This window comes from Paenibacillus sp. RC73, assembly GCF_044908085.1.
GTDB lineage: Bacteria > Bacillota > Bacilli > Paenibacillales > Paenibacillaceae > Paenibacillus > Paenibacillus terrae_A.
Genome location: NZ_JBIYCV010000012.1, coordinates 18,480 through 45,419, shown reverse-complemented (window position 1 = coordinate 45,419; position 26,940 = coordinate 18,480). Strand labels below are relative to the sequence as shown.

Below are 26,940 nucleotides of genomic sequence, written 5' to 3'. Positions count from 1 at the left end.
TATATGAATAGCAAATAGCGAGATGCCGATTTTTTTGGGCTTCTCGCTATTTTTAATCATTTTACCCCTGAAAAACCTCAATGAAGGTGCTGTATGTCCCTATGGCTGAATTTGAGATATTTGTTCAATCAACGAATCGACCGCCTCATCCACCAGGTAGGGGCCATTGTTCCATTTATCACGGGAAACATTAATAATATGATTATTTTTCACAGCGGGAATCGTTTGGTACACAGGCTCGCTGAACAACTGCATGGTTTGCTTTAACTCTTGATCTGTCATTTGAGTAAAGAAATAGTCAGCCGGACGATGGACCAGAGCTTCCATGGAAAGAGCAGTTCCGCCATCGGCATAGGGTTTGAATTGCTCAGGCATCTGGAAACCGAAATCCTGATAAATCAATTTTCCGAGCGTACCGCCCTCACCTCCAAGCAGTACCTCTCCCTTGTGAATAATGAAAGAGATTGCGGTAGTATCTGCTTTAATGGGGATGCGAGTTTGTTCCCGAATGCCCTGTAATTTTTTCTCGAACTTAGCAATCCAGGATTCTGCTTCTGTTTTCCGGTTCATAATGTCGCCAAACGTCCGTAGTGTATTCACCACGTCTGGATCGCCACCCCATGCTACTGCAATAGTTGGGGCGATTTTTTGGTACTGCTCAAAGGTTGCTTTGTCGTGAAAATCCGACAGTATAATCAAATCCGGCTCCAATGCGGAAATGGCCTCGATATTACCTGTTCCTTTGCCTATGCTAGCGACATCAGCCATCTTCTCAGGATAAAGATCGAGTATCTCCTGATTGACACCTACCGGTTTTAAGCCTAATGGAAGCAAATAACCGCCGTATGTAATAACAACAGCCCTTTTGGGTTGAACAGGAATTTCCATTTGTCGACCAAGTGCATCTGTATACGATCTTGTTTCAATTGGTTTCACAACGTCACTCGCGCCGCCGCAAGCTGCCAGGAGCAGAGTTAGGCTGAACAAAAGGGTAACAGCAAAAGCAGGCTTAAAGCTAACATTCATATCGTTCACTCTCCAAGCATCATGTTGATAATGATTATCATTGTCACCAATATAACGTTGTCCTGATCGGGGAGCAATGAATGATTTGAGTGTAAAATTTGTATTTGTTGAACTTTTTGAAACAAGGCTATGCATTTTAAATTGTGTTGGGGTTTCGCCGGTTTGCTTTTTGAAAAGTCGACTAAAGTAATAAAAATTGGTATATCCAACGTTTTCGGCAACTTCCTGAATGGAAGCATCTGTATCAGCTAACAGGGATTTGGCCCTGTTGATGCGGGTCTGAACGACATACTCGATAGGGCTGCATCCATATTTTCGCTTAAACACCTTTACGAGGTAGTGGGTACTGTAATGAAACCGTTTAGCCATCGTCTCCATAGCGATTGGTTTTTGAAAATGCTCTTGAATATATTGGGCTATTTGTGTAGCCAGATCCGGCTCGGATATTTTGATTTCCTTCATCTGTAGTTGACGAAAGTGTTCATGCACGAATTGATAGAACAATCCATTCACTTGCAGTTTGTCCAGTTCATTTCTATTAGACCACTGCTGATTCATTTGTTCGACAAGCGATATCAGGGGGAGCGGATAGAGGGCCTGAAACGCATAGTTTTGTCTAAATAGAACCATCCGATCTTCTCGTTCGAATGAGCTTTGACCCGCTCGCTCTTGAACGGGTTTGTATAAAATGAGGTAGTATTCAAACGGCTGGTTTAAGCACCAGATATTCAGACTTGCTCCTTTTCCGCCGTGGAGAACTTGAAACTTGGCTGCTGAGGTTTCGATTTCATCAAGCATCAATCTGGCTTCTCCTTGATTGGCGAATAGAAATCCGCTTGAAGGCAGGGAATAGGAACTCAATCTCTCTTCAGGCTTCATCGTAAAATGACGAATGTCCAGCACCTTAACCGGCGTTTGGCTCCATAATCTGATCGTTTCCAGCCACTCCATAAAAACACCTCGAAATAATATAAGTTAACATGCGTAGCGGTGCATTCGGCCCTTGTTACATCGGCTTAAGCTTCCCAGGGCATATAAATATCTATCGTGCTGTCCTTTTGTTCCAGAGAATGAATATCAGTCCAATACTCGAAATCAAAAGAGCGAGAAGCACTGATCCCCCTATCACGGATTGAGTCATAGGTTCCATCTATTTGGGATTCAGGTCCCTGATGAGTGACCTTCACATATATTCCAGCCGGTATCGTATGACGAACTAATCCCTCTGGAATATATGCAAAATTGCTGACTTCTGCCGCAACAATACTTACGAACGGAACATCTGGCGTCCATTCGTCCTCTGGGTAAACTTGAATCAAGTAAATTCCGTCTTCGTCTAATCGACTTGTAATTTCATGACGCTTGTCAAAGAGTTCTTCGCGTAATCTTACGACAATTCCGGTTTCCAGATCTTGATTTAACGACGCGGTTACAGAGTATCCTATGAGCTTCGTCTCATTACGTTCCAGCGTAAGCACTTCTTCCATTGTCATTAAACACACAACCTCCTATTCATAACATTCATATTATAACTAGGTAGCCAGTCAACAGACGGTTTAAAATCGATTATACTATATAATTCGAACGGTATCAGACCAGTCAGTAAAGGTACATCTGCTCGATGAAGCCAATAAGTGTATTTCGGTAAGCAGCATAATAATTTCGTAACCTCACAGATTCTTTCCCGTATAAAGATAAAAACATGATCCGCCCCATTCCCGTCAGGGAAGAAATGCAACCATGTTTAACCAAAATAGAAGTTGAGGTAATGCATCGTATGAATGAGGAATTTATAAATCATGCCAATACAGGATATCGATTGGCTGAGCAGAAGGCGGTTCAGTATTTTGCATCACTTTATGCACAGGTCATAGACAAAACTTATGTAACTATCCTGACAGAAGATATTCAAATGTGGAAAAGGGATCATATTGATCATTCTTCATGGCTATCCTTCTTTTCGAGGGCAAAGAGAAAACCTGATACTCGGGATTATCATAGATACATTCAATGGCTGAATTATACAGGCAAATTGGATGATTACCTGGATCGAAGCGTCTCCTATATTTATATGAGGGATCTAGGCAAAGCTCTGGATTCTCCTGACACACAGTCCCGGATTCAGCGTGTCATTGCTGACATCAAAAAACACTTGATTCAATCCACCAGTGCAAACGGGGGAGACCATCCAGAATTTATGAATTTGGCCGGGTTGTATCGGTGGGCGCAGAAGGAAGGTATAGAAACCGCCACAATTTGGGTGATCAACAAGCTTAGGTCCGTGTCCTCCCATATTCCAAAGGAAATGGATGCCGAGCAAGCCCAGCGCAAACTGATTAAGATCATTATCGGGGTTATTTTGCATGTGATGGAAGAAATGGACGATACTGTGTCACCTGGCGAACGTACTTGCAGACTTGATGAAGCGATCAGACTTGGTTACTCCTATGGTCTAACCTATCCTTTCATAGACGATCTTCTCGATTCGCAGGTTTTGACCGCGCAGGAGAAAGAACAATATTCCCGAATGATACGTACTGCGCTTCTCACTGGAGCTGTGCCTGAGTTGGGCGATTGGACCGGAAATAATATGGAGTTAATTCAATACATACACTCAGAGCTCTCGGATGCTTTTGAGTATATTAAGGAACATCAGCGGCCGGATACACAGCAAACCTTTTTCGAGCAGTCCTATGTCTTTTTTCATTCCCAGGATATCGACCGTGTCAAGGACCTAACGCGTGCTAACTACACTAATGAAGAGCTTTATATACCTGTCATTTTAAAATCTTCTTCTTCCCGATTGATTGTCCGTTCCGTGATTGGTGCTCCCGAGGATGAGGGCTTTGAGCAACGAACATTCTTTTATGGTATTTATAACCAGTTGGCTGATGATTTTGCGGATATGGTTGACGATATGAGTGACGGTGTGGTAACACCCTATACGTATTATTTAAAATACCATGATCAGCGTTCGGATCTCATCAATCCCTTTGAATTGTACTGGGCAGTTATCTCTTATTTGATCCACAACGTGTATGATTCCGATGCCATGGCCCGTGAGGTGATACTGGATCGTGCAATGAATGGACTCAAACGTTATAAAGAACGTGTAGGTACTGAAAAGTATAATGAAATGATGGAGATCTTTGCATCCGGAAATCCGGAATTCAATCGACTTATCCAAGAGATGGTGCGAAAAGCGGACGATGTAGATTTCTTCGATAAACTGCTTCGGGACCAGATGATTACCAGTCTGAAAAACGATTCCAAGGAAAAGGAAGAATTTTTTAATACGTTCAAAATGATCCGCCATCAGATTAACAACCAATTAAAAATTACCAAACCTCATGTGATTCCAGCGATGAAAGGGCAGCTTATTGATGCTGCAAATTACAGTCTCGAAGGGGATGGGAAGCGGATACGGCCTATATTGACTTGGGTAATGGGTGTGAACGAATATGGACTTGACGCATCGGCAATCGTGCCGCTTCTGAGATCATTGGAGTATATGCATACCGCATCCCTGATCTTCGATGATCTGCCTTCTCAGGATAATGCGTCTACCCGTAGAGGGCGTCAGACCTTGCATCAGGTGCATAATAGCGCTACCGCGGAATTAACCGGTCTGTATCTGATTCAGAAGGCGATTGGGGAACAAGCGTCACTTGACCAGTTCAATGCCGAAACCGTACTTGCTTTGATACAATACTCGGCCCAAAAGGCAGAAGATATGTGTATGGGACAGGCGATGGATCTGGATTCCAAAGGAAAGCAATTGACACTGGAGCAGTTAAATATGGTGTGCTTTTTCAAAACCGGAGTGGCATTTGAGGCTTGTCTGGTGATGCCTGCCATGCTCGCACAGGTCAAGGAGTCAGAAATTGCTGCTTTGAAGAAATTCGCGTATCACGCGGGGATTGCCTTTCAGATTAAAGATGATTTACTTGATGTGGAGGGAGATCTGCTCTTACTCGGAAAACCTGTTGGCCAGGATTCTGAGAACAACAATTCGAATTTCGTATCCATCCTGGGTCAGGAAGGTGCCGGTAAAGAGATGTGGGAACACTACTGCCTTGCTATGGAAGCGTTGAAAGAGGTACCCCGCAACATCGCTTTTCTGAAGCATTTAATGAATTATATGGTAACTCGGGACCGTTAAAAAGGGGCGTACCCCATTGCTTAATATAAGCGATGGGGTATTTTGCGAATTTAAGTGTTACCTTTTACGCCCACTCCATGGAATCCATTCGGGCCCAAAGTTTTTCAACTTTTCATCATATCCATTAAAACTTGGTATGCAATGGGTAAGGAAGTAAAGCCGTCACGCTCTAAAAAGTGTCCTCCGTGCTCTACTTCGTGGAAATCAGCTTGGATATCTTTCGCTAGTTTCTTACTGAGTGCAAAGGGGACAATCGAGTCATCCTTTGAAGCAATAACTGTACGCATCTTTACTGAGTCCATGATTTGCTCATAATCCAACTTATCAGTTGTAAACTCATCTAATGACGGCAGGGTTGGCACTGGATCGGTAAAACCGGAGACGAAGACAAGACCACCGAGTTGCTCTGGGATACTTACTTGCTGCAAATATCTTAATATGGAAACACACCCCAAGCTATGACCAACAAAATAGGTATCCTTATGTAGAACCTCAATACTTGATAATAAATGTTGGGTCCACTCATGAAGCTGGGGAGCTTGCGAATTGGGCATATCCAATATATCTACAGAAACGCCATCTTCCTGTAGCTTGTCTTGTAGCCAAGGAAACCAATGATCAGACGGTGAAGCAGTGTATCCATGGATGATATACACTTGTTTTTTGTTTTGTAGGTTTGTCACAATAGGTTCTCTCCTATTCATCCTGTATTGTTCTTGATTTGTTGATGATATATGTCCCAGTTTGGTATAAAGACTACTGTTTTAGTTTAGCAAATTCTCCAAGCTCGTGAGAAGCTAAAATAATAGTCATATTTGAGGATTTTGCAAAAATCCAATAAGCGACTTCCAATGAACAATATATAGATCGAAATGGTCTAGTTCGTCTATATATTGCACTTCGGAGCGACTGGAATCGAATTTTGAAAAATCCTGATTTGTCTGTCCCAAGCTCACTTTCACAGGATAAATATTCTTTATTTTAGCAGCACTGTTATTTTTGTTACAATATTAAGCGCTTTCTTCCGATATATATATCATCACGGTGTAATCTCTTAATTCTTATGGTTTGGGGGATAGTATCCATGGGAGCAACGTGATCTATTATACATAGACGACTGGAGGGGTTTTGATGAGAACAAAACTATCAGACAGCACTAAAAAAGTAAAAGGATTTAGAGATTTAAAGGTAACGACAACGATGGTCTCCATGATCATGATCAGCTTGGTGGGTTTGCTCATTGTATCGTTGGTAGGGGTTCTCGGCATGTATCAAGCTAAAGAGGGACAAGGTATTTTGTATATGGATCGCTTTCAACACCAAACGAATATTCTGGAAGTGAAAAGTGATTTTTATAACATGCGGGCCAACTACACCAAAGTACTCGATAATGAGGAGTACACAGATAAACAATATAAGCAGGTACAGAAGGGAAAAGACAGCGTTGCATCAGGGTTAAGTAAATTTTCGCAAAAGAATCTGGACCCGAAGGAACAGAAACTGTACGAGGAACTAAGAAGCAGCATAGACACATATTATCAGAATATTGAGCAGATCATGGCAGTCAAAAAAAATACCGGAACATATGACAAGGAAGAGAGAGGCAGGATTAATACATCCAGTACGGCAATTGTTAAGATACTGACCGATATTTCTGATTACAACAATGAACAATCGGCCAACTTATATCAAAATACGCAAAATGAGATAAAAATGCGCACAATTGTTTTGATCGTGATTCTGGTCCTAGTACTTGCTGTCCTTAGTATGATCTCCTTTTCGGCCATTCGGAATATCCGTTCTCGGATGAGCACCATTACGAAATACTGTGAAGAGATTACCCAAGGCAATTTAACGGCAGCACTTGATCCGACCCTGCTCAAGGGAAATAACGAAATCGCTGTCATTGCACGTGCCATTCAACAAATGACAGATTCAACCTCAATGGTTATTACGGGAGTTATCAATGAATCCCGCCAAATTAATCATCTAAGTGATCAGACGAATCATAATATGACCGATCTCAATGAGCGGATTAGAGACGTATCGGCTACAGTCGAACAGCTATCAGCAGCGATGGAGGAGACTTCGGCATATACAGAAAACATGAATCATTCTGCCGATGAAATGCAGCGGGCGGCAGAGTACATTTCGCTCAAAACTCAAGAAAAAGCGCAGTCTGCCTATGATACAAGCCTAAAGGCCGAAGCGTTGAAGTATGAAGCGAGTGAGTCCAATAAAGCGTCCAAAGAGATTTACCGGAAGGCCAGTGAAAAGATGACGGAAGCGCTGGAACAAGCCAAGGCGGTAGACCAAATTCGTATACTTTCCCAGTCCATTCTGGAAATTACGGCCCAAACCAATTTGCTGGCTTTAAATGCATCTATTGAAGCGGCTCGAGCCGGTGAGTCAGGTCGGGGGTTTGCAGTTGTGGCTAACGAGATTCGCAAGTTGGCAGATGGGTCCAAGCAGGCGGTAGATCAAATTCAGAATGTTACTCAAGAGGTTGTACAATCTGTAGCCAATCTGACGACCAATGCCGAGGAATTACTGGATTTCCTGCATGCCAAGGTGGGCAAGGATTATCAGCTGCTTGAGGATACGGCAGAACAATATTACAATGATGTAGTTGAGCATACGAATACAGTTAATGATTTGAACGCCACATCTAAGCAGGTGAATGCAACGATCCAAACCATGGTGAGAGCTATCCACGAGATTGCAACAGCCAGCGAACAGTCTGCCGTATCTACTCAGCACATTGCTGAGAACATGGTTTCATCGACGGAAAAGTCTCTTGAAGTGGCACAACAGTCTGATCAGGTGAAGGAAAGCGCTACCCGATTGAATAAACTGGTCGAAGGTTTTACTATTTGACGAAGCTAGTCTGGTGAGTGGTATTCCATATGAAGGGTTGACTTCATTCGCTTGATAGGCAGGGGCTATAGGTAACAATATAAACCAAAAATGCAGTTGAGGGAGCCGCAAGAAGGCTCCCTTTTTGATTTTATCCTCTACGGTAGCCTTCATTTGGCTACTTAACGAAGATAAAATGCTTAGAAAGGAGATTTCAATCAGGAGTCTAAAGCACGTAACTCTTCCTGTTCAGCCATTTGCATCAGCTTATAAATCTGCCGGGTCGTGTTCACATTCCGCACCGTCATATGCTGGTACAGACTGGAGCCGGCCAGTTTCGTCATCCCGCTTGTTGTGACATGTTCTCTGCTGACAGAAAACAGAATGGCCCCAGGCGTATACATTATATTGCCTATTCCCGGCTTCAAAGGAAGCTTCTCCAGAACGGCAATATCGTTAATTTCATCCCACAGAAACAATACATCACTTTTCATCTGTGTATCATTAGACCATTCCTCCGGTAATGCCTTCATAATCGCCTGGATTTCCGCCATATTGCGAACGATGACCCGGATAGGTAAGCTAAAATCCTCCAGAATCGCCTGCTCCAGTTGGAGCGTTAGCTCCTCGTTGGATTGAACTTCACTGGAAAAAATGATGTTTCCGGAGTTGATGTAAGTCGTCACATGGCTCATGCCTGCCTTCTCAAACGTTTCCTTGAGCTTTTTCATATTAATCTTGTTGTTGCCACCCACATTAATGCCCCGCAGCAATGCAATATAAATCATATAAGGCCCACCTCTCTTGTACAAAAGGATTTTATTAACACAGGGATAGATATTCAAATAAATAAGCGGTTTGATTTTCGCCAAGCAAATGATGCAACAACGGTTCTACGTGCTCGATAAATTCATTTTTGGTTTCGTATGTGTCCTCGTCTTTTAGCTCTCCCTTAAAGGTACGGGCAGCTTCAATCAGGATGGAAAGAGCCGTAAAGAAGTCAGCCAAAGAGTCGGCAACCTGCTGTGGCGCGCCACCTTCATACGCAGCATATACAGGGGAATGGGCTGCCCCAGTATCGACAATAAGTGGATCGTCATTATAAGTGGCGATTACGACATGATGGGGCGGCCACGAGGAGGATTCCTGGACAAGCTCGCCAGCTCCAATCCAGCGATAGCCTAGCTGTTGTCGATATAGATGCTCCGGCGCAGCAAAAAAGAGAACAGCCCGTAGGCTTCATTATACAAGTTTTGTTGTTGTACAAAACGGGCCAGAGCTCCGCTTAATTGTTGCATGTGTGTTCATTCCTCTCTGCTTGCAGGAGACTTAAATACGCCTTTTTTCAGAATTCCCTACATATTATCTGTTTCTAATATATCATAATATGGAAATAAAGAACATATGCTTCTATATTTAAGCAGTACGATTAATTCATTATGCAGCCTTATTGATCCAGCCAGATTAATATTACAATATAGGTTGAAATGGATAGATTATTTAAAGAAGGGATGGCGACATGTAACTTTAGGAAAAAGCCTTACCTATGCAAGGAGGAAAAATGTCATTTTCTAAAATATACGACTATAAACTAAGAGCTTATTTCAACGAACGCATTTCTGATTTAAATCATGAATATAAACGATACAGATGATATTTCGTTGGTGCGCTGGCATGATTTATTTAATGGGCCATCATTCGTGCTAATAGACCATGATTTTCTAAACGAAGCCGACGCTGAGCGTCTGATTAGATTGCTATCATTAGCTTTTAATGTTTTCGATATCTTATTATCAACATCAAGATTCGCATCTAAGAGATGAATCCTATGGATTTGAGATTGCCCAGGACAGGGTGTTTTTTCTTCATCATCTTTTATTTGAATTGGGTTTAGGTGATGATATCTATGAACGTCTAACGATTGAAAATAATAAAATGATGTTCAAAATGGAAAACTCACAAAAATGTGATTTGCACATGCTTATTGATGTTTTGCATGAACATATTCACAAAAGTAAGATGGACATGGATGTACAAGCAGCACTGGAAAAGATTAAATGCTTACAAGGCCAATTAGTCAATTTTATTATGGGCAGTCATGATTTATATGATTTTCAATACGATGATTTCAATAAGCCTTCGTAGATGCAAAGATATTTATGAGGACCTATAGCTCTGATAAAAATAGGATTTTCCAGGTTCTTCTCGACTGTGTGAATGAGTATCAATCTCCAACAGAACAGTTAATTTCCCATTTGATACTAATGAATTATTCCTATTTTGTACTCAAAAGAAAGAAATCCGGGCGAGATTACATACTTTAAGGCATTGTGTAAGAAAAGGCCGGGATTCTTTATGAAAGTATTAGCTGCATTGCTTGAAATCAGATTTTTTATCGATCAAGCAAGCTTTGCAAACGAACAGTATATCCTGAAATACCGCCAAAGGTGTGTTATAAGATAACAGAGTATGGAGAATCTTTTAGTTCTGTTTTCGAGGTGATTGAAAAGTGAAGGAAAGAACGTCAACGACGTTAAATCCTTGGTTGGGAAGAGGCATTAAGTGACATTTGTTGCGACACTACATCAGGCCAAATGCAAAAAAAAGACTAATGACCAGGAGTTTTGACATCATGAAAAAACAGTTCAGCATTCAACTCGCTGTTCCTTCGGATCTGGAGGCGGCGGATATTGTTTTTGAAAGTTCCATATCTGCGGCATTTGAACAGGAGGGTCTGGAAGCCTTAATCGACGACATGCAGCAGGAGATTGAGCACAAAAAGCGGTTGCTGCGTACATCTTTGTCAGCTTTGAATTCAGACTTGTTCTTCCTGATGGCCAAACATAACCATAACGTCGTTGGAACGATCTCTTATGGCCCTTGCGGAGAAACTATCAGGAAATGTACCAACGATGAACTCGGACATGTGGGGACATTGGGAAGTTTATATGTGCTGCCCGGTTACCAAGGACAAGGAGTAGGCTCGACGCTAATTCGGGCTTTGATGACCAGGCTGAAGGAAATGGAAGTTACGCATTTTTGCCTGGATAGCGGCTTCAAAATAGCCCAGACCAAATGGCTACGGAAATTTGGCGCACCCTACACCATTGCGAAGGATTATTGGGGCAAGGATGGAGATCACATGGTGTGGCTATGTGAAGTGCAGGATTTTCTATAAAAAATGGAGTGAAAACCGCCTGTTGCTTAATTTTCGGCCTGTACCAGAGATGAATGTGAGCATATGGTGACATAAAGAGTTCATCCTGCCATCCTGATGTGCACTCGTTTATAATAGTAAAAAAAGGGACAAGGAGATGAACTCAAGATGAAAAAAATAACCTTGATAGCTACGGGGTTAGTTGCGGTTGCCATAGGGACATACCTGATTGCAGGGAATGCCCAGCGAGAAGAAGCAGATAACCAAGGAGCGTCAAATATCAAGCAATTGGTGCATGATTTCAGTACAAGAAAGGCAACGGCCCAGTCCGCTTCCATCACTTCCAGTCAGTTGAGCATAACAGAGGATGGTACCACAACAAAGGCCTACGTTTTGCCTGATAACGAGTTTTTCCTTTCGATAGCCCCATATATGGAACAGACTCACCCTTGTGCAACCCATAGCCTGACCGGTTGTCAAGGTGAAATGAAGGATGAAGAGTTCAGTGTAACGATTCACGATTCTGATGGAAATTCAGTCATGAATAAAACCTCAATAAAATCCCAGCCCAATGGATTTATTGATCTATGGCTGCCGCGTGACAAAACCTATAGCGTTACGGTGGAGCATGAGGGGAAAATTGCAAAATCCAAAATCTCCACGTTTGAAAACGACGATACCTGTATTACCACGATGCAATTGGGTTAACGCAATAAATTCAAATCTATATCCGGATTCCTGTGTGCAGGAAAGGGACTGGGAATGCTTACAAAGCTCTTAACATTCGGAAAATATAACGACACCAGGCACCAACTACCCCGTGGTAGGAGTGCCTGGGTCAGCGTTGCGCTGAACCGGAAAGCAAAGCATGTCAGTGTTTCCGTTGACCATTCGACACTGTCTTTTATCATTGACAAAATTGTATTTCTCCGTCATAATTCAAAAAAATGATAATGATTATCATTATCTATAAAATGTACATACACGAGGAGAATATGTTCTATGAAGAAGGGTTTGAGCGGGATTTTAGTGTTGCTGGTTTTTGCGCTTGTTCTGGCAGGCTGCGGAGCGGCAGGCAATGTATCGGATACAAGTCAGGCGTCAACTTCCGGCAGCACACCAGCCGAAGCAGCGGGACCTGTGAAAGTAAAGCATAATCGTGGCGAGGTCACACTCGACCGGCCAGCACAACGTGTTGTTGTGCTGGAATGGACATTTACGGAGGATATGATTGCGCTGGGTGTTCAGCCCGTTGGTAATGCGGATAATGCTGGATACAAGCAATATGTGACTCCAGAGGCGGCTCTGGACAGCAGCGTGACCGATGTGGGAACACGCAACGAGCCCAATCTGGAGGCGATTGCTGCATTGAAGCCGGATCTGATCATTTCCAATGCTGATGGAAATGAAGCTATCTATGATCAACTTAGAGCCATTGCACCGACAGTCGAATATAGTCTGAATAGCGGTAACGGCTACGATCATGACAAAATGGTAGAGATTTTCAACAACATCGCGGTCGCTCTTGGAAAAGAAGACAAAGCGAAGCAGGTGCTGAAGGAGTTGGATCAGCATTATGCGGAAGCCAAAGAAAAGCTCGCCGCTGCTGGTAAAGCGGATTTCCACTACATTCTGACACAGGCGTTCACTTATCAAAATGCGGCCAGCCTGCGCATGTTTTCGGATAACTCGGTGGTCGCCGGGACACTGGCGAAGAGCGGGCTGATTAACGATTGGAAGCCGGACAAGCTTGAACAGTATGGTTTTTCAACCGTTGGCATTGAAGCGTTGTCTGCCGTTCAGGACAGCAACTTCATCTATATTGTGCAGCCGAACGATGATGTTTTCGGAGCAGCGCTGAAAAATAATTCGGTCTGGAACGGCCTGAATTTTGTCAAAGAAAAACGCATTTATGCATTGGACAGCAAGACATGGACGTTTGGCGGTCCCATCTCATCGAAAGCGCTGGTTGATCAGGTTGTTGCGGCGATTACGAAATGAGCTAGGTCCCAGTATTCCGTCCGGTTTAGAATCGGCATAGTCTCTAAAACCGCAGCACAAAAAGCCCGCGTCTCCCGCGGGCTTTTCGCTGTATCCTCTTACTCACTCCTCGCCAGCTAAACCCGTCGCTCCAGCTCCCTGGGTAGCACCTTACATTACTAAACCCAGCTTCATTCATGGCCAATAGATTAGGACAGGTGGATGCGCCTGGAGCAGTGGCAGTAAGACGAAGATAGCAAAACTTTAAATTGTGTATACTAAAAACCTATTAAAACAACTGCAAACTTCCGACATATTATCTAAGAGCTTTTCGCTCAATACTCCTCGGGGGGATGGCAGCATGTCACAAAATATTAAAAAGCGCGTATTCAGATCATCCAGCATTGCGAACACATTAGCCATTGTGTTGTTAGTCATTATCGTTGTCGTCTTTGCAACCTTGGGGACGTTCATGTTTGCAAGCACGCAAAGCATACTTATCAAGCAGCAAGAGGCCATGCTCCAGACGAAGACGCAGGCCATCGTCAGTCAATTCGATGCGTTGTTTAAGGAAAAGGGATCGCTTGTCAAACAAATGTCAACGAACAACCTTTTTCAGCAATACATAGAAACAACCCAATCGTCAGAAATGGTGAAAACTTCTCCATATGCTGCGGAAACAGAAGCAACTCTGGCAGCCATTGTAAAGGCAGAGCCATCTTTTGCCGACGCCTGGATTGCAGGAATATCTGGCAAAGGCTTCTTTCTTCAGAATGATGGTGCTGCTTCCAAACCGGATTACGATATCCAAAAACGTCCGTTCTTCAAGCCAGCTGTTGAAGCAAACGGTTTATACTACTCGGATCCCTATATTGACGTCGCTACGGGTAGTGTGCTCATGGGTATTTTCTATCCGATCAAAGATAACAGTAACCAATTAATTGGATTTGCAGCAGCTGATATTGCCTTCAAAGATATCCCTGCCCTTATGCAAAGCTATTCGCTTGGAAGCACTGGTTATTCGATTCTTGCATCCAAAACAGGTGATATTTTGTATCACCCCGATCAGACTAAAGTGTTGAAAGAAAAGATTAACGAAAGCACAGGTGATCTTGGGGAGATCGGAAAGAAAATGATTGCCGGCGAGTCCGGAGTACAGCTGATTAATGACAATGGAGAACGTCGTTATATCGGGTATGCAACCAGTAAAGATACCGGGTGGTCCGTAGGCTTAACCATTTCTGAGCAAGAGGTGCTCACAGAATTAAAAGCCTTTACTTGGCTTACCATTGGCGGTTTTGCCGCAGCCACCATCCTGCTGGTTGTGATTTGTTATATAACGCTCCGTTATCTGTTGAGATCGATACCGAAGTTGCTCGCAAAAATCAAGCTGATTGAAGATGGAGATTTAACCGTTCAGTTTGATACGCATTCCAACAACGAAATCGGGCAAATTTCTCAAGGAGTTTACACCATGGTTCAAAAAATTCAAGGCATGCTCCAAATGGTGGGTGGCTCAGCTCAAGTCTTGAATCAGTCTTCTCACGATCTGCAATCCATATCTTCCAGAACCGCGGTCACGATGAACGATACTGCAACAGCAATCAATGAAATTGCCAATGCGACGAACTACCAGTCCATCGAAACGGATAACATTTTACAAAAAACCGGAGCATTATCCGGCCAAATTGACGAAATTGCCAATGATGCCAAAGCCATCGAAACGATGGTGCAAATCTCTGCTGAGCAAAGCGGACAGGGGCTTGCTGTAGTAGATCAGTTATCCAGATGGGCTGAAGAAAATCACAATTCCACACAAGCGATGTCGTCTATTATTCAGGATATTGATCTGAGCCGTCATGAGATTTCGAGCATCGTGGATACGGTCAACCAAATTGCAACGCAGACCAACCTGCTGGCACTCAATGCTTCCATTGAAGCTGCACGTGCAGGAGAACAGGGCAAAGGCTTTGCCGTTGTTGCCGGGGAGGTTCGCAAGCTGGCTGAGCAGACGGCACTGGCGACACAGGAAATCTACAAGAAGGTACGTGTGATTGAAGAAAAAACCAGTGTTTCGGTTGAGCATACGGTTCAAGGCCTGAAAATTGCAGAAGAAAATGCCAGATCGGTGGAGAACACCAAGCAAGTATTCTTTAGCATTAACAAGGATTTGGAAGATTTGAAATTGCGAATGATCCAGATCAGCAACAACACCTCTAAAGTCCACAAGCACAAAGATGAGATTTTGCAAGCGCTGGAGATCATCTCTTCTACCACCGAAGAGAATTCAGCTTCAACCGAAGAGGTTAGCGCCAGCACGCAGGAACAATTGGAGAGCTTCGAACAGGTTGCTGAACTATCCAAACAATTAAGTCAATTGTCCAATAAGCTTCAAGACGAATTAAAACAGTTTAAGGTCGAGTAACAAGTCTATTAGGCATGATTTTGACTAAATATTCAGCAAAGCCCGCGATCAGCGCGGGCTTTTTAGCTTCAACAGCTGTTGTGGGGTAGAGGGCATGGTAGCTGGTGCGGGATACAGATAGATTAAACGTATAAACTGAAATTTAGCGGGGTGAAGATATGAATTGCTTTGAAAAAAATATGGTGTCCGTCTGGTACGGTCACTTTGCCTCTGATGATGAGTTATTTGAATATGTTGAGATTAAATACCCGGAAGATGAGAATGAGGATGTTTTTAGCGATTTTTTAAATGACCATGAAATAGATGATTTTGACGAAGATTTTGCTGAAGGAGTCTTTCTGATGGATGGGGCAGATAATGGTATAAAAGATGTTTCCTTTGTTGATTCTTTTTTATCTCCACTATTACATGATTTGAGTAAAATAGATGGCAAATATAATTCGTTGTTCTTTATATATGATTGTAATACAAGCGGTCTATCTGAAAAAAATGGCGACAAAATGCGCTTTTTAACGGCTTATCCTTATTGTATTAACAAATGAGAAACAAATAATCAGGCTCATCTTTTGTTTATGTGGGGAGTAGAGCGAGTTCCAATTGGATAGCTACTGAACCTGAAGCTGGAGTATCTGTTGGAGAAGGTGGCGGCAGTGCTATGGGATGATGTGACGGAGGAACTGGACAAATAAAGGTAAGACATTTTATGATAATGTAAATTGGACTTAATGGATCAATAATTTACTCTGAAAGAATCAGGGACTTGAGATGAATATCCATCTTAAGTCCCTTTTTTTGTGCAAAATTAGATTTCCAATTTTTTGAACGGCTGATATACTAAGGAGGCAAGTGAGATGAAGATAAACCTACTTTATCGGGATGAAAAAACGATCAGCGTACGCTTGGAGCGATACGGAGTCAAGGAGCGGGAAGGGATTCGATCCATACCAGGCAGGAAATGGGTTCCAGACGAAAAAATCTGGGCGATTCCGTACAGTATCTCGGCTGTAGAAAGCCTGTTGGAAGCGTATCGGAGTTGTAAGTTCGAGTACGACGAGCGCTTGAATAAAGAACTACCGTACATCCGGGAATGGCTGGATCGACGGGACACGCTGGCTAATGCGGTTCCCTCTTCTTCGGAACGAGGTGAATGGAATCCGGATCAGCGGCAAGAATTGCGCGATGCATTGGTAGCAAGGGGGTACAGCAGCAAGACGATAAAAGCTTACATATCGCAAACGGAACGCTTTTTCGCCGATTTGCAAGGGACCGAAGCAAGCATAAATGATGCGGTGGTGCAAAAATATGCGCTGGTGCTGCTCGAAAAAGGTCTTTCGCACGCTTATGTTAACCAAGCGATCAGTGCGTTGAAATTTTATTTTCGCCATGTGCTAAAGCAGCCCAAATCCTCCGCCTATGTTCGTCCGAAAAAGGAGAGTAAACTACCGGATGTGCTGTCCCTGAATGAGGTCATGCGTCTGTTGAAAGTAGTGAAAAATCCAAAGCATAAGGCTATTCTGTACCTGACGTATACATCCGGGCTGCGGGTAAGCGAAGTGGTGAGGTTGCGTCCTGAAGACTGCGACCATGAACGGAAAGTGCTGAAAATCCGTCAGGGAAAGGGCAGGAAGGATCGGCAAACGCTGCTCTCCGAAGCGGCTTTTGCGGTGGTCGAGCAGTACATAGGGGTGGAGCGGCCAGAAGACTGGCTGTTTCCAGGGCAGAGGGAAGGCCGCCACCTGACGGAACGTTCAGCGCAGAAAGTGTTTGAAAAAGCGCTGGCTGAAGCGGGCATTCGCAAACAGGTGAGTATCCATTCGCTAAGGCATTCCTTTTCGACCCACTTGCTGGAGAATGGGATTGATCTTCGCTATATTCAGGAACTGCTGGGGCATCAGAGTGTGCGAACAACGGAGCGCTATACACATGTGAGCAGACGGGACATTGGGCGAATTCAAAGCCCGCTGGATCAGATGGACAGGCTGGAGGATTGAAACGCAGAAAGTGCGGGAATAAGGAGAAAAGTGCAGGATTCACGAAGTTCGTGAATATGACGGAGAGTGCATTCTTTCAGAAGTTCGTAAATAAGACGTTATACAACAGAATCAAAATGAAAAAGAGCCAGAAGGCTCTCAATCTAAAGATATATATAATTCGTTATGCAGGTGAAGAGCGTCCTTAAAACCTTGCAAATAAATTTCACGTTCTAAAATAGCTTGAACAGAAAGCTCAGCATCATCGTAAAGGAATAGGGTCTTCTGTATATTCTCCGGTACTCCTTCATGTAACTGCTTGAAGTAGAGATTCCGTTCGGATGAGAACTGGTTGTAGCTGGAGTTGTTTTTGATAAGCTCGCCATATAAAGATTCAATTCGAGTATGAATCAGTGAATCAAGTAAGACTTCTAAAGAATTATGCATTTTGAACACCATCCAATGTATTTGATTTTATGAATAAAAGTTCAACTTATTAAATATAATTTTATCATATCAAATAATTAAGTCAATACATGTTGAATATGTTTTTGATAAAGAAAATATACTTTCATATAATTAAAGAAAACTTCACTTGATGTGTGAAAGGAATATCAGATGATTAGTTATAAACCATTTCAAAAATTATTGATCGACAGGGAGATTAAGAAGCAGGATTTATTGAAAATGACAGGTATTTCGTCTGCTACAATGGCGAAACTCAATACGAACGAATATGTGTCATTAGAAGTGATTGATAAATTATGTGCGGCTTTAGGTTGTCAGCCAGGAGATTTATTGGAACATATAGCAGAACAATGAAAGATTAGAATCAAGAATGAATGTTGGTTAATCGTAGAAGTGATTCCATCGCATAACATAATATTCAAGCAGCGGCTCCTTTGGAGCCTTGGTCTGCGAGAAGGATTTCAGGGAAGCATTTCAGCAGACAACCCCTGACGGGGTTCATGAATACAGAAACGTTAGGCGAAAGTCGAGAAAGGCTGGTCAATTAAACAAGTAAAAGTGAAAGGATTTATACAAAATGAAAAATCATATTTTTTATTCTTGGCAGTCAGATTTACCTAATAATACCAATCGAAGTTTTTTGGGAACTTGTATCGAGAGTGCAATCAAAGAATTAAATCTATCTGAACAATTCGACATTGAGTTTAGAATAGATAAAGATACTATGGATGAGCCAGGAACCCCGCATATTGTTGATTCAATTTTCACTAAAATTGAGAAATCAAAATTATTTATTGCTGATGTTAGTATTATCAATTCTGACTACAACAAACGAAAAACACCAAATCCAAATGTTTTAATCGAATTGGGCTATGCAGCAAAAGTATTAGGATGGGATAAGATCATTTGCATTTTTAACACAGATTTTGGAGACTATTCCAACCTCCCTTTTGATATAAAATTTAGGAGGCCACTTTGCTATTGTACGGAAGGAAAAAGTAAAGCAGAGGAAAGAAAAAAACTGATTGAGGTAATTAAAAGTAACATATCATTACATGATCCTAGCGAATTTATTCCAATAAACGAAGTAGGTTCATATCTAATATTTGAGTCTTCAAAATTTCATTCTCAAATAGAAGAAAAAATTAATAATCTTTTGCAAGATCTAAAACTTCAAAGTAAGTATGGTTTTACAAGCGATGATTATACAGTAGATATCACGGATGATTTTTTATATAAAATTGAGGAAGAAGAATCGATTGAGGAAACAGATATTGAATATTTTATCTCTGTCGTATTTACGGATGATACATATACTCATAATGATATAGGTGGACGAGAGTGTTCGTTGATTTTCACACTTAGAGAGAACTTCAAACAAATCAACTTCAGTGACAACAAAGTTTATAGTGCATTCGAAATAATTACACGTGGCCATTCTCCATCAGGTAAAGGTAGAGATTATCGTGGACTGTCGGATGAGTTTGTAAAGAGACTTTGAGTAAATCGAAGAGCTCTCGACCATCGCCTAACATAATATTCACGCTGCGGACATTCGTCCTTGATCCGGCATTCGCCGGACACCCAGCATACGCTGGGTCGTGAATACAGGAACGTTAGGTGAAATTAATTACTTAATTCTATTTCTAATCAAAGGAGTATGATTGCACAATGAGTTTTACTTCAACAAGTATCCTTCCAGACGATGCATCCTATAATAAATTAATAAATTTAATAGATGTATTAGGTTACATAAAGCAGAGAAACGAAGTTAAAATTGAAGGTCTACTAGCAAGTTATTTTTGGTATCAGTATCAAAATTATAGATCGTATGTTGGAGTCGAACTTTATATTTATAGAGAAAACGGCGTTATTTCAGTTGACACAAGAACTAGAGCGGGGAGAAGTTATTGGGATCTTGAACATCAAAATAAAACTATTAAATATATAAAAGATTATTTTAAAGGAAGCTTTTCGACGGACGAAGGGAAAAATCGTTATTTTATAATGGATGAGGAAGTTCCTACTGAGTTAGAAGCAGGACTATTTATTGCTAGATGGACTTATAATAATGCTCTTATTAAACCTAAGATATATTTGGATTCAAGAAATTTACAAGGTCAAATTGCAAGGCCAGATTCTACAGGTATTGTGTATATCGATGAATTGAATCCAAGGTTCTTCTCGAATAACTTATTAATACCTTACTTAGTAGCAATTTGGGAAGAATATTTAAAGACATCATTTATTGTGCTGTTGAAATATGCAGATAATAGAGACAAGATTTTTAAAGAAGCACGATTTTCAGTAAATAATCTGAAAGATATCTCTGCTGGAAAAATGTCAATTGAAGAAGCTTTAGTTGAAAAGTTTTCATTTCAGAGGCCTAGGATAATCGCTGAAAATTATAAAAAGCTGGATGAGAAACTAGATATATTTACTGTGTTAAACAAACCTATTTCAAAGAGAAAAATACCTCTTTTCGATTCTATTGAAGAAATTATTGAATTAAGGAATGCTTTTGTTCACGAAGGTGGAATGGACTTAAGTATTACTGACAAAAAACTTAAAGTCATCATTAAAGATTTTGAAGTTGCGGTAGATAGAATTTACGATAGATTTGGAACTTATTATAATTTTGAACCTAGTAGAGATTTTTAATGTGAAGGACGTAATTAACTTCACCTAACATAATATTCACACTGCGGACATTCGTCCTTGGTCCGGCGAGAGCCGGACACATCCGACTGCGTCAGACGTCGTGAATACAGGAACGTTATGTGTAACTTCCTAAGGACAATAAAAGCATCATTTCAAATCTTCTTATCATTATATCGAGACAAAGATTCGAAAGCTAATGATGCTTAAAAGGTCTTAAGTTGGAGTATTTAATGAAGCTAGAAGTACCACATGACATTATACATACATATTTGTCATATTCCTTCGAGCCGGCGGAAGAATTTTATGCATTATAGATAGCCGAACATCGTGAACACAAGAATGTTACATGGAATGTAAAATTGATTTATAAGCTGAGGAGATTTTAATAATGAAAAATAAAAATAATTATTTATTAGAAATATTAAATAATCGAAACAATGTTATTAGATTTATATTCATTACTATACTGCTTTCTTTTGGATTAAGCGTCATTGCAGGAAGCTTAACATTTACCAATGGTTTCAAAGCAGTGTATGGATTTTCGGTAGGGGGCGTTATAATTCTTCTAGTAATAGCATATCTTTTTTGGTTTGTTCTAAAGAGCATGAAAAAAGAGCTTATTATAGACTGTATTTTGATCCACGATAAAAAAGAAAATAAATTGATTGATATTGGAAGATATAGCTTCTCCAAAGGAATTAATGACTATTTGTTTGCAGCTCTATCAGAAGACAAGGATCTAAAAGCCATATGGGATAGAGAGCCCTTAGGCTGTTATCAGACCGTAGGAGACTGGATGCATGGGAGAATCAGTAAGTCAAGAAATATTATAAATGAAGTTGTTGAGTATTATGTAATTGAGGAGCTTTCATTACATCTTTCGAGATACTTTAACAACAGTAGTTTCAGTAAAGAAAATATCCAAGAGATTGCAAGAAATGAAGTTCCAGAAGTTTTATATCAAAACCGTTTCCTCAATTTATTTTCAAAACCTATGGAAGAACGAGCTTCGTTTGATAATCCGAAACGAAAGGAAGAAGAAAAACCAAAAGAGTACTATGTAAATGGCAAAAAGATAACCCTTGAAATTGGGGAAACTGTTTACGCCTTTGGAAAAGACGGTGCTAGGTATAACAAATTCAACTTAGTTTTACCTAAAAGTAGTAGAGTGAAAAGAGTTGATAAGAACACTATAAGGATTATAACTGATAGATTTAATTTTGATATATATGTTAATTTTGAAGAAGAACCGTATTCTCCTCCAGAAGGATTTATTGAACACTATTTATGTCCTGGTGCTGAAAGAACAGATAGGTTTTTTAGGTACGAAGGATATGAAATGAAAGTTGAATTGAGAATCCAATTTAAAATACTTAAATTTTTATTTAACGGAAAATGGGAGTATTTTTACTGGTTAGATTCATTTTTAGAAAGAATTAATCAAAGGATGTCATCGTCAGAGTACTTTGAACGTATTAACTGGGAGTCTACTTATACGATGCTAGAGGTAATAGAAAAAAATAAAAGCAGGGAATAGTTTTAGATTATAACTCCATTTAACAACGATTTACGTTTCAAATAGGTACCTTTGGTCCGTATGATTTCGAGAAAAAGACTTGAAGATGTAGTGGCTGACGGCAGTGAAAGATTTTTAATCAGAGTACTCAAAGAAGACGGGAAGCAACACATAACATAATATTCACGCATTGGACATATGCCCTCGGTCCGGCAAGAAGGAATTCGGGGAAGCAGAGGCAGCCGGACACACTTGGCATTCGCCAAGCGTCGTGAATACAGGAACGTTATCAGAAAAAGCCTAAAGGAGACAAATTTAATGGATCTTTTTAAACCGTTAGTTAAAGAAAAAAATCTGCATAAAAATTTTTTGGCTCTTAGAAATGATGTAGCCGTACAGAAAGTATTGAACTCTTGGCTAGAAGATTTTAAAGATAGAGATAATAAAATAATTAAAGAGTTTCAAACAACTTTTAATTCGAGTTTTTGGGAATTTTATTTGTTTGCATGTTTTAAAGAGCTTGGGTTTAGTTTCGACTTTAGTAAAGCGGCTCCTGACTTTCATCTTCGATCAAAGGAAGGCAATGAGTTTTTTGTGGAAGCGGTAATTACAAATAATGCCAGTAATGAGATGGCTGAATGGGATAGAGAAACCATATTTAACGACCCTAAACTTCTAGAGGAATATACCAACCATGAAAAGATAATAACTCGTGCTACTCCAAGAATTTTACAAGCCCTCAATGCAAAGTTTGAAAAATATGAAGAGAGTTATTCGAAAAGAGAGGAATGTAACAATAATCCATTCGTTATAGCTTTGGGTACATATGAACAGCCATTTTTTTATACTCAAAATACCAATGCTATTAGAAGAGTGTTGTATACCTATGACGTTCCTGAATACATCGAACATAATGGGGAAAGAGAAATTTTGGGAAATAGGTACGTAAAAGCAGTAAAAAAAGCAAACGGCACTGATCTTGATTTAGGATTGTTTTTGAAGCCAGAATTTAGTGGTGTAAGTGCAGTGATTTTTAGCAATGTCGCTACTTCAGGTAAAGCAAGGGTTTTAAGTAAAACAAATGATTTTATTTTGGTTGCTTTTGAGAAATATAACGACAAAGGGTTACAGCCCATTACAGGAATTGAAGAGATAAGTAATTACAAAGAATCTTTGTTGGAAGGGATTAATATTTTTCATAATCCTTATGCAATACATCCACTTTCGATTGAAGAATTTGACCATCCAGATATTACTCATCATTATTACAATCCAGATAAAGAGGAGTTTTATACTAAGATAAGGCATGAAGCATTATTTTATCGGATTGTTTTTCACCTAGAGGGACAGCTCAAGCAAAATAAAAATACAATGAGCCAAATGGCAAAAAATTTAGGTTTAAGAAAAATTTCCGGATGAAGCAATTCAAGAATTAAGAAATACATTGAAAGAGCAATATGAGAAAGATTTTTTTGAATCTAAAAAAAGAGGCTTCTTCTGATAACATAATATTCACGCTGCGGACATTTATCCTTGGTCCGGCATTCGCCGGACACTCAGCATACGCTGAGTCGTGAATACGGGAACGTTATCTGAAAGCTCTTAAAACGCAAGTGAAAACTTCTTTAAAATAAAAGATTATGGATGTGAGGACAATGAAAAAACAAAACAACTCAAATATAAATATTTGGGTGAGATATGGAATACTTATTCTAGCTACTATAGCAATAGGGTTTTTAGCGAATGTTTTTCTATACATTCCTGTGCCGAGTCTTGCAAATGTAAATGCGTGGTTGGGTTTCTTTGGAAGTATTATTGGTGCTGGAATAGCTGGTTTAGTCACGCTTTGGGGTATCGAATATACGATAAAAAATACACTGTTAAACGTCAAACCTGTAATAAGGCCTGTAAGAACAGACTTTTTTTTATACGATAATCAAGGAATTTTTGTTACTGAAAAATCAAGATCGGTTCTTGTTAAAGAATTTGCAGAGAAAGAAAAAGTTTATTTCTCTGAAATGGATAAATATGATTATGTGAGTATAATCAATGATTTAGTAGAAGAATATCAAGATAGAGAATGGGGGGATGTATTTGCACAAGTGGATGCTGATAATCTATTCGAAGAAATAAAAAATATTTGTAAATCAAGGACTTATGAGGAAGCATTCTCTAATATCTTAAATAAGTTGCCAGAGAAATATAATGATGGTGTTAGAGAAAAACTCGCAGAAAAAATTCATGAAAATTTCCGCCGTAAGATTGTTTTTGAAGCTATGAATGAAGCAAAACGTCAATCGTTTGTATTCTTTTGGCTTTATAATGTTGGTGCAGGAAATGCTATAGATATCCGAATTGCATGGGATTTTAGCGAAAATTACCACAAAAAATTATGTAACGAATTAGGTTTTAGTGAAAATGAATACATGCAAATGTTAAATAACTTTTCACTAGATCATATAGCTATAGCGGAAGCAGATATAATGTTGAATACAAATACTGATAATAGAGTCAAAGCTTTTGTTCCAAATGAAGTTATATTATTTATTAAGTATTTGTATAAAAAGTCTCTTGAGAATAATAAAGAAAAAAATACAAATAACAATGCTTTAGTTAGCGAACGAGAAATTTCGTTATTGAAAATCTCATATACAGATATCCATGGACAAGAACATACGGAATACTATGATGTAATATTCAAAATGAGTTCTACTTTTGATGATTCTTATGATTATAAAGAACGGTATTTTTATTTGAAATTCAATAAGAGTAATAGAAAAATTGGCTGATAAGAAATTCAAGAAACCAGAGCCATCAGATAACATAATATTCACGCTGCGGACATTCGTCCTTGGTCCGGCATTCGCCGGACACCCAGCATACGCTGGGTCGTGAATACAGGAACGTTATGGGAAATTCATGCAAACAAATAATTGAAAGAAGGAAGATTCATGGAGGACAGCCCGTTCTTTACAGAAGAATTATTACAGCAAATGAATAAGTTTTTTATCGAAGAAGTTGCACTATTAAGGCAATTGAACAATGTAGAAGAATTGAGAATAAAACAAGCGTATCCCTTATTGGTATCAATAATTGATAATTCCAAATCAATGTCTTTATTAGGTAACTATAACTTAATAAATGATATGTACATGATAGCCAGGTCTTATGTTGAGCGAATGGTTAATTTTTTGTATTACAGGTTTGCGATGAAGATGATTTTAATTCATTCCAATTGCATACAACCCAAAAGGCATATCGAAGATTGGAAAGGTCAATTGCAACAACTAAAGGCAAGGTTAGTATTGCGTATACGGGGAAGGATCAAGTCAGTCTACCGAATTTAGAGGAAGCAATAAATCGATTTACAAGTAAATCAGGAAAAGAGATAACGCATTGGACACCAGTTTCTTTAGATAAACGAATTGAAATTATCAGTGAAAGATCAAAAATAAAACCCAGTATAATGTTGATGTGCAAGCTTAATATTTATGAGGATGCCTCAGAAGCATTGCACGGAACATTGTGTGGCTCTCTTTTTCACTTAGGGGTTTTCTCACCAGGCACTAAACTATCAGATCCAAACGATCTATTACAACATTATACTTCCTTAAAGACTACAATTTTTTGGACTTGTGGATTGCTTACTCATGATTTATTCACTTTAATTAACGAGAAACACTCAAACATAGAAGACATATATATTAAATCTAATGAATTTACAAAGATAGCAATTAATGAAATGAAGAAGGCAGCGAAATATAACGAAGAAACCAAGGGATTTGATTGATATCTCGAAGAAGGCATGAAAATCCCATAACACCATGTTCACGCATCGTCGCTGTCGCTCCTCGGTCCGGCAGAAGTTAAGAAGCGAGGAAACGGAATCAGCCAGACAACCCTGCAAGCCTAAGTCTGACGACCCGTTCCCGTTGGTCACTTAAGGCTTTCGGGCTCGTGAACAAAAAACGTTAGGCGAAAGAATCAAATAGATATTGCCGATTGACATTAAAAGATGAAATATAAAGAGAAAGTAGATTTATAAGGAGTGCACTTAATGAATGTTGAATCAGCTATAGGAAAAGTTATTAATACAAAATTCACATTAGAAAAGGATTATTCTAAGATAACGAACAATCTAAATTGGACTTATACTGATGTATTGTACTCTTTTCAAGGAGTATATGTGATAGGACTCAATATTTTTTATGAAGACGAATTTGTATGCTGCGGAAAACAAATTAAACCTAAAAAACATGCAAATAATCGACAGATCGTATATAGCCATAAATATACTAAAGAAAACTACCATGAGTTCGATAAATTAAATAAACTTCCAGAATTGCTAAAGTTCATAGATGTATATTCTGATTTAGGTAATATCATACCGATATGGCCTGGAGGAAATAGTCACAGAGGAATGAGTCAATGTTATGATATTCCAGATATCTATTTTAATAAAAAAGAAATAAAAGAGTACGCTAGTTATTTTTATAATAACTTTCTAAGTGATAAGAACTTTTTTTTAGATGATGTCTTGAGCGGTGAATTTAGCAAATTTGAAATTGGGGATTATCTTAGATTTAGCAAAGAGGATTATATAAAATTTCTAAATCATATTGTTAGAATAATAAAGATGAGAAGTGAACAACTAAAGCAATATATATAATGATTCCTTCGCCTAACAATATATTCACGCTGCGGACATTCGTCCTGGGT

Annotated in this window: 24 protein-coding genes; 18 read left to right on the top strand and 6 right to left on the bottom strand. The window is 39.8% G+C overall.

Annotation, left to right across the window (positions count from 1 at the left end):
• Window positions 1-99 precede the first annotated feature (99 nt).
• Window positions 100-1,977, bottom strand: a complete 1,878-nt coding sequence (locus ABH897_RS23065) for a helix-turn-helix domain-containing protein (protein WP_404592775.1) — start codon at window positions 1,975-1,977, stop codon at window positions 100-102.
• 65 nt (window positions 1,978-2,042) lie between these two features.
• A complete protein-coding gene (locus tag ABH897_RS23060; protein ID WP_404521212.1) occupies window positions 2,043-2,519 on the bottom strand; it encodes a GyrI-like domain-containing protein in 477 nt (158 codons plus the stop codon).
• Between the two features lie 275 nt (window positions 2,520-2,794).
• Here ABH897_RS23060 and ABH897_RS23055 point away from each other — a divergent pair, with 275 nt between their 5' ends.
• Entirely contained in the window at window positions 2,795-5,188 is a 2,394-nt protein-coding gene (locus ABH897_RS23055) for a polyprenyl synthetase family protein (protein WP_404521214.1), read from the top strand.
• A 104-nt stretch (window positions 5,189-5,292) separates the two neighbouring features.
• Here the strand turns inward: ABH897_RS23055 and ABH897_RS23050 are convergent, their stop codons facing one another.
• Complete coding sequence (locus tag ABH897_RS23050; RefSeq protein WP_404592774.1) at window positions 5,293-5,892, bottom strand: RBBP9/YdeN family alpha/beta hydrolase; 600 nt, start codon at window positions 5,890-5,892, stop codon at window positions 5,293-5,295.
• A 427-nt stretch (window positions 5,893-6,319) separates the two neighbouring features.
• On the opposite strand from ABH897_RS23050, the gene ABH897_RS23045 reads away from it, so the two are divergent.
• Window positions 6,320-8,065 (top strand): methyl-accepting chemotaxis protein, encoded by a 1,746-nt coding sequence (locus ABH897_RS23045; protein ID WP_404580614.1) that lies wholly within the window; start codon window positions 6,320-6,322, stop codon window positions 8,063-8,065.
• Window positions 8,066-8,262: 197 nt separating this feature from the next.
• Here the strand turns inward: ABH897_RS23045 and ABH897_RS23040 are convergent, their stop codons facing one another.
• The gene (locus ABH897_RS23040; RefSeq protein ID WP_404580613.1) at window positions 8,263-8,832 is read right to left on the bottom strand and encodes a DUF1697 domain-containing protein; all 570 of its coding nucleotides are present in this window, start codon (window positions 8,830-8,832) and stop codon (window positions 8,263-8,265) included.
• 34 nt (window positions 8,833-8,866) lie between these two features.
• On the bottom strand, window positions 8,867-9,052 hold the full coding sequence (locus tag ABH897_RS23035) for a hypothetical protein (RefSeq protein WP_404521220.1): 186 nt from the start codon (window positions 9,050-9,052) through the stop codon (window positions 8,867-8,869).
• Window positions 9,053-9,817: 765 nt separating this feature from the next.
• Between ABH897_RS23035 and ABH897_RS23030 the strand changes: the two genes are divergently transcribed.
• The 8 genes from ABH897_RS23030 to ABH897_RS22995 all read left to right on the top strand — a co-directional run bounded on the left by ABH897_RS23030 (window position 9,818) and on the right by ABH897_RS22995 (window position 17,597).
• Entirely contained in the window at window positions 9,818-10,189 is a 372-nt protein-coding gene (locus tag ABH897_RS23030) for a hypothetical protein (RefSeq protein WP_404592773.1), read from the top strand.
• A 302-nt stretch (window positions 10,190-10,491) separates the two neighbouring features.
• Window positions 10,492-10,557 carry a hypothetical protein gene (locus ABH897_RS23025; RefSeq protein ID WP_404580119.1) on the top strand — a complete coding sequence of 22 codons (66 nt, stop codon included), beginning with the start codon at window positions 10,492-10,494 and terminating at the stop codon, window positions 10,555-10,557.
• Window positions 10,558-10,676: 119 nt separating this feature from the next.
• Complete coding sequence (locus tag ABH897_RS23020) at window positions 10,677-11,222, top strand: GNAT family N-acetyltransferase (protein ID WP_283652689.1); 546 nt, start codon at window positions 10,677-10,679, stop codon at window positions 11,220-11,222.
• Window positions 11,223-11,369: 147 nt separating this feature from the next.
• Window positions 11,370-11,909 (top strand): CueP family metal-binding protein, encoded by a 540-nt coding sequence (locus ABH897_RS23015; protein ID WP_283652688.1) that lies wholly within the window; start codon window positions 11,370-11,372, stop codon window positions 11,907-11,909.
• Between the two features lie 294 nt (window positions 11,910-12,203).
• A complete protein-coding gene (locus ABH897_RS23010; RefSeq protein WP_283652687.1) occupies window positions 12,204-13,202 on the top strand; it encodes an ABC transporter substrate-binding protein in 999 nt (332 codons plus the stop codon).
• 340 nt (window positions 13,203-13,542) lie between these two features.
• The gene (locus ABH897_RS23005; RefSeq protein WP_404592772.1) at window positions 13,543-15,606 is read left to right on the top strand and encodes a methyl-accepting chemotaxis protein; all 2,064 of its coding nucleotides are present in this window, start codon (window positions 13,543-13,545) and stop codon (window positions 15,604-15,606) included.
• 158 nt (window positions 15,607-15,764) lie between these two features.
• Entirely contained in the window at window positions 15,765-16,148 is a 384-nt protein-coding gene (locus tag ABH897_RS23000) for an immunity 22 family protein (RefSeq protein ID WP_149093863.1), read from the top strand.
• A 309-nt stretch (window positions 16,149-16,457) separates the two neighbouring features.
• Window positions 16,458-17,597, top strand: a complete 1,140-nt coding sequence (locus ABH897_RS22995; protein WP_404592771.1) for a tyrosine-type recombinase/integrase — start codon at window positions 16,458-16,460, stop codon at window positions 17,595-17,597.
• A gap of 138 nt (window positions 17,598-17,735) precedes the next feature.
• Here the strand turns inward: ABH897_RS22995 and ABH897_RS22990 are convergent, their stop codons facing one another.
• A complete protein-coding gene (locus tag ABH897_RS22990; protein WP_404592770.1) occupies window positions 17,736-18,023 on the bottom strand; it encodes a hypothetical protein in 288 nt (95 codons plus the stop codon).
• 171 nt (window positions 18,024-18,194) lie between these two features.
• Here ABH897_RS22990 and ABH897_RS22985 point away from each other — a divergent pair, with 171 nt between their 5' ends.
• From ABH897_RS22985 to ABH897_RS22950, 8 genes are all read left to right on the top strand, one after another.
• The gene (locus ABH897_RS22985; protein WP_010345194.1) at window positions 18,195-18,398 is read left to right on the top strand and encodes a helix-turn-helix domain-containing protein; all 204 of its coding nucleotides are present in this window, start codon (window positions 18,195-18,197) and stop codon (window positions 18,396-18,398) included.
• Window positions 18,399-18,621: 223 nt separating this feature from the next.
• Window positions 18,622-19,545 carry a hypothetical protein gene (locus tag ABH897_RS22980; RefSeq protein ID WP_404592769.1) on the top strand — a complete coding sequence of 308 codons (924 nt, stop codon included), beginning with the start codon at window positions 18,622-18,624 and terminating at the stop codon, window positions 19,543-19,545.
• A 170-nt stretch (window positions 19,546-19,715) separates the two neighbouring features.
• Window positions 19,716-20,705 carry a HEPN domain-containing protein gene (locus tag ABH897_RS22975; protein WP_404592768.1) on the top strand — a complete coding sequence of 330 codons (990 nt, stop codon included), beginning with the start codon at window positions 19,716-19,718 and terminating at the stop codon, window positions 20,703-20,705.
• Between the two features lie 388 nt (window positions 20,706-21,093).
• On the top strand, window positions 21,094-22,242 hold the full coding sequence (locus ABH897_RS22970; protein WP_404592767.1) for a hypothetical protein: 1,149 nt from the start codon (window positions 21,094-21,096) through the stop codon (window positions 22,240-22,242).
• A 297-nt stretch (window positions 22,243-22,539) separates the two neighbouring features.
• Entirely contained in the window at window positions 22,540-23,640 is a 1,101-nt protein-coding gene (locus ABH897_RS22965) for a hypothetical protein (protein ID WP_404592766.1), read from the top strand.
• A gap of 236 nt (window positions 23,641-23,876) precedes the next feature.
• Window positions 23,877-25,010: a hypothetical protein gene (locus ABH897_RS22960; protein ID WP_404592765.1), complete on the top strand. Its 1,134-nt coding sequence runs from the start codon at window positions 23,877-23,879 to the stop codon at window positions 25,008-25,010.
• Between the two features lie 476 nt (window positions 25,011-25,486).
• A complete protein-coding gene (locus tag ABH897_RS22955; RefSeq protein WP_404592764.1) occupies window positions 25,487-26,011 on the top strand; it encodes a hypothetical protein in 525 nt (174 codons plus the stop codon).
• Between the two features lie 267 nt (window positions 26,012-26,278).
• Window positions 26,279-26,890 (top strand): hypothetical protein, encoded by a 612-nt coding sequence (locus tag ABH897_RS22950; RefSeq protein ID WP_404592763.1) that lies wholly within the window; start codon window positions 26,279-26,281, stop codon window positions 26,888-26,890.
• The last annotated feature ends 50 nt before the right edge of the window (window positions 26,891-26,940 follow it).

Coding starts and splice junctions, on each gene's coding strand:
- ABH897_RS23065 (WP_404592775.1), bottom strand. CDS start 1,977: ATGGAGTGGCTGGAAACGATCAGATTATGGAGCCAAACGCCGGTTAAG.
- ABH897_RS23060 (WP_404521212.1), bottom strand. CDS start 2,519: ATGACAATGGAAGAAGTGCTTACGCTGGAACGTAATGAGACGAAGCTC.
- ABH897_RS23055 (WP_404521214.1), top strand. CDS start 2,795: ATGCATCGTATGAATGAGGAATTTATAAATCATGCCAATACAGGATAT.
- ABH897_RS23050 (WP_404592774.1), bottom strand. CDS start 5,892: ATGAATAGGAGAGAACCTATTGTGACAAACCTACAAAACAAAAAACAA.
- ABH897_RS23045 (WP_404580614.1), top strand. CDS start 6,320: ATGAGAACAAAACTATCAGACAGCACTAAAAAAGTAAAAGGATTTAGA.
- ABH897_RS23040 (WP_404580613.1), bottom strand. CDS start 8,832: ATGATTTATATTGCATTGCTGCGGGGCATTAATGTGGGTGGCAACAAC.
- ABH897_RS23030 (WP_404592773.1), top strand. CDS start 9,818: ATGTTTTCGATATCTTATTATCAACATCAAGATTCGCATCTAAGAGAT.
- ABH897_RS23020 (WP_283652689.1), top strand. CDS start 10,677: ATGAAAAAACAGTTCAGCATTCAACTCGCTGTTCCTTCGGATCTGGAG.
- ABH897_RS23015 (WP_283652688.1), top strand. CDS start 11,370: ATGAAAAAAATAACCTTGATAGCTACGGGGTTAGTTGCGGTTGCCATA.
- ABH897_RS23010 (WP_283652687.1), top strand. CDS start 12,204: ATGAAGAAGGGTTTGAGCGGGATTTTAGTGTTGCTGGTTTTTGCGCTT.
- ABH897_RS23005 (WP_404592772.1), top strand. CDS start 13,543: ATGTCACAAAATATTAAAAAGCGCGTATTCAGATCATCCAGCATTGCG.
- ABH897_RS23000 (WP_149093863.1), top strand. CDS start 15,765: ATGAATTGCTTTGAAAAAAATATGGTGTCCGTCTGGTACGGTCACTTT.
- ABH897_RS22995 (WP_404592771.1), top strand. CDS start 16,458: ATGAAGATAAACCTACTTTATCGGGATGAAAAAACGATCAGCGTACGC.
- ABH897_RS22990 (WP_404592770.1), bottom strand. CDS start 18,023: ATGCATAATTCTTTAGAAGTCTTACTTGATTCACTGATTCATACTCGA.
- ABH897_RS22985 (WP_010345194.1), top strand. CDS start 18,195: ATGATTAGTTATAAACCATTTCAAAAATTATTGATCGACAGGGAGATT.
- ABH897_RS22980 (WP_404592769.1), top strand. CDS start 18,622: ATGAAAAATCATATTTTTTATTCTTGGCAGTCAGATTTACCTAATAAT.
- ABH897_RS22975 (WP_404592768.1), top strand. CDS start 19,716: ATGAGTTTTACTTCAACAAGTATCCTTCCAGACGATGCATCCTATAAT.
- ABH897_RS22970 (WP_404592767.1), top strand. CDS start 21,094: ATGAAAAATAAAAATAATTATTTATTAGAAATATTAAATAATCGAAAC.
- ABH897_RS22965 (WP_404592766.1), top strand. CDS start 22,540: ATGGATCTTTTTAAACCGTTAGTTAAAGAAAAAAATCTGCATAAAAAT.
- ABH897_RS22960 (WP_404592765.1), top strand. CDS start 23,877: ATGAAAAAACAAAACAACTCAAATATAAATATTTGGGTGAGATATGGA.
- ABH897_RS22950 (WP_404592763.1), top strand. CDS start 26,279: ATGAATGTTGAATCAGCTATAGGAAAAGTTATTAATACAAAATTCACA.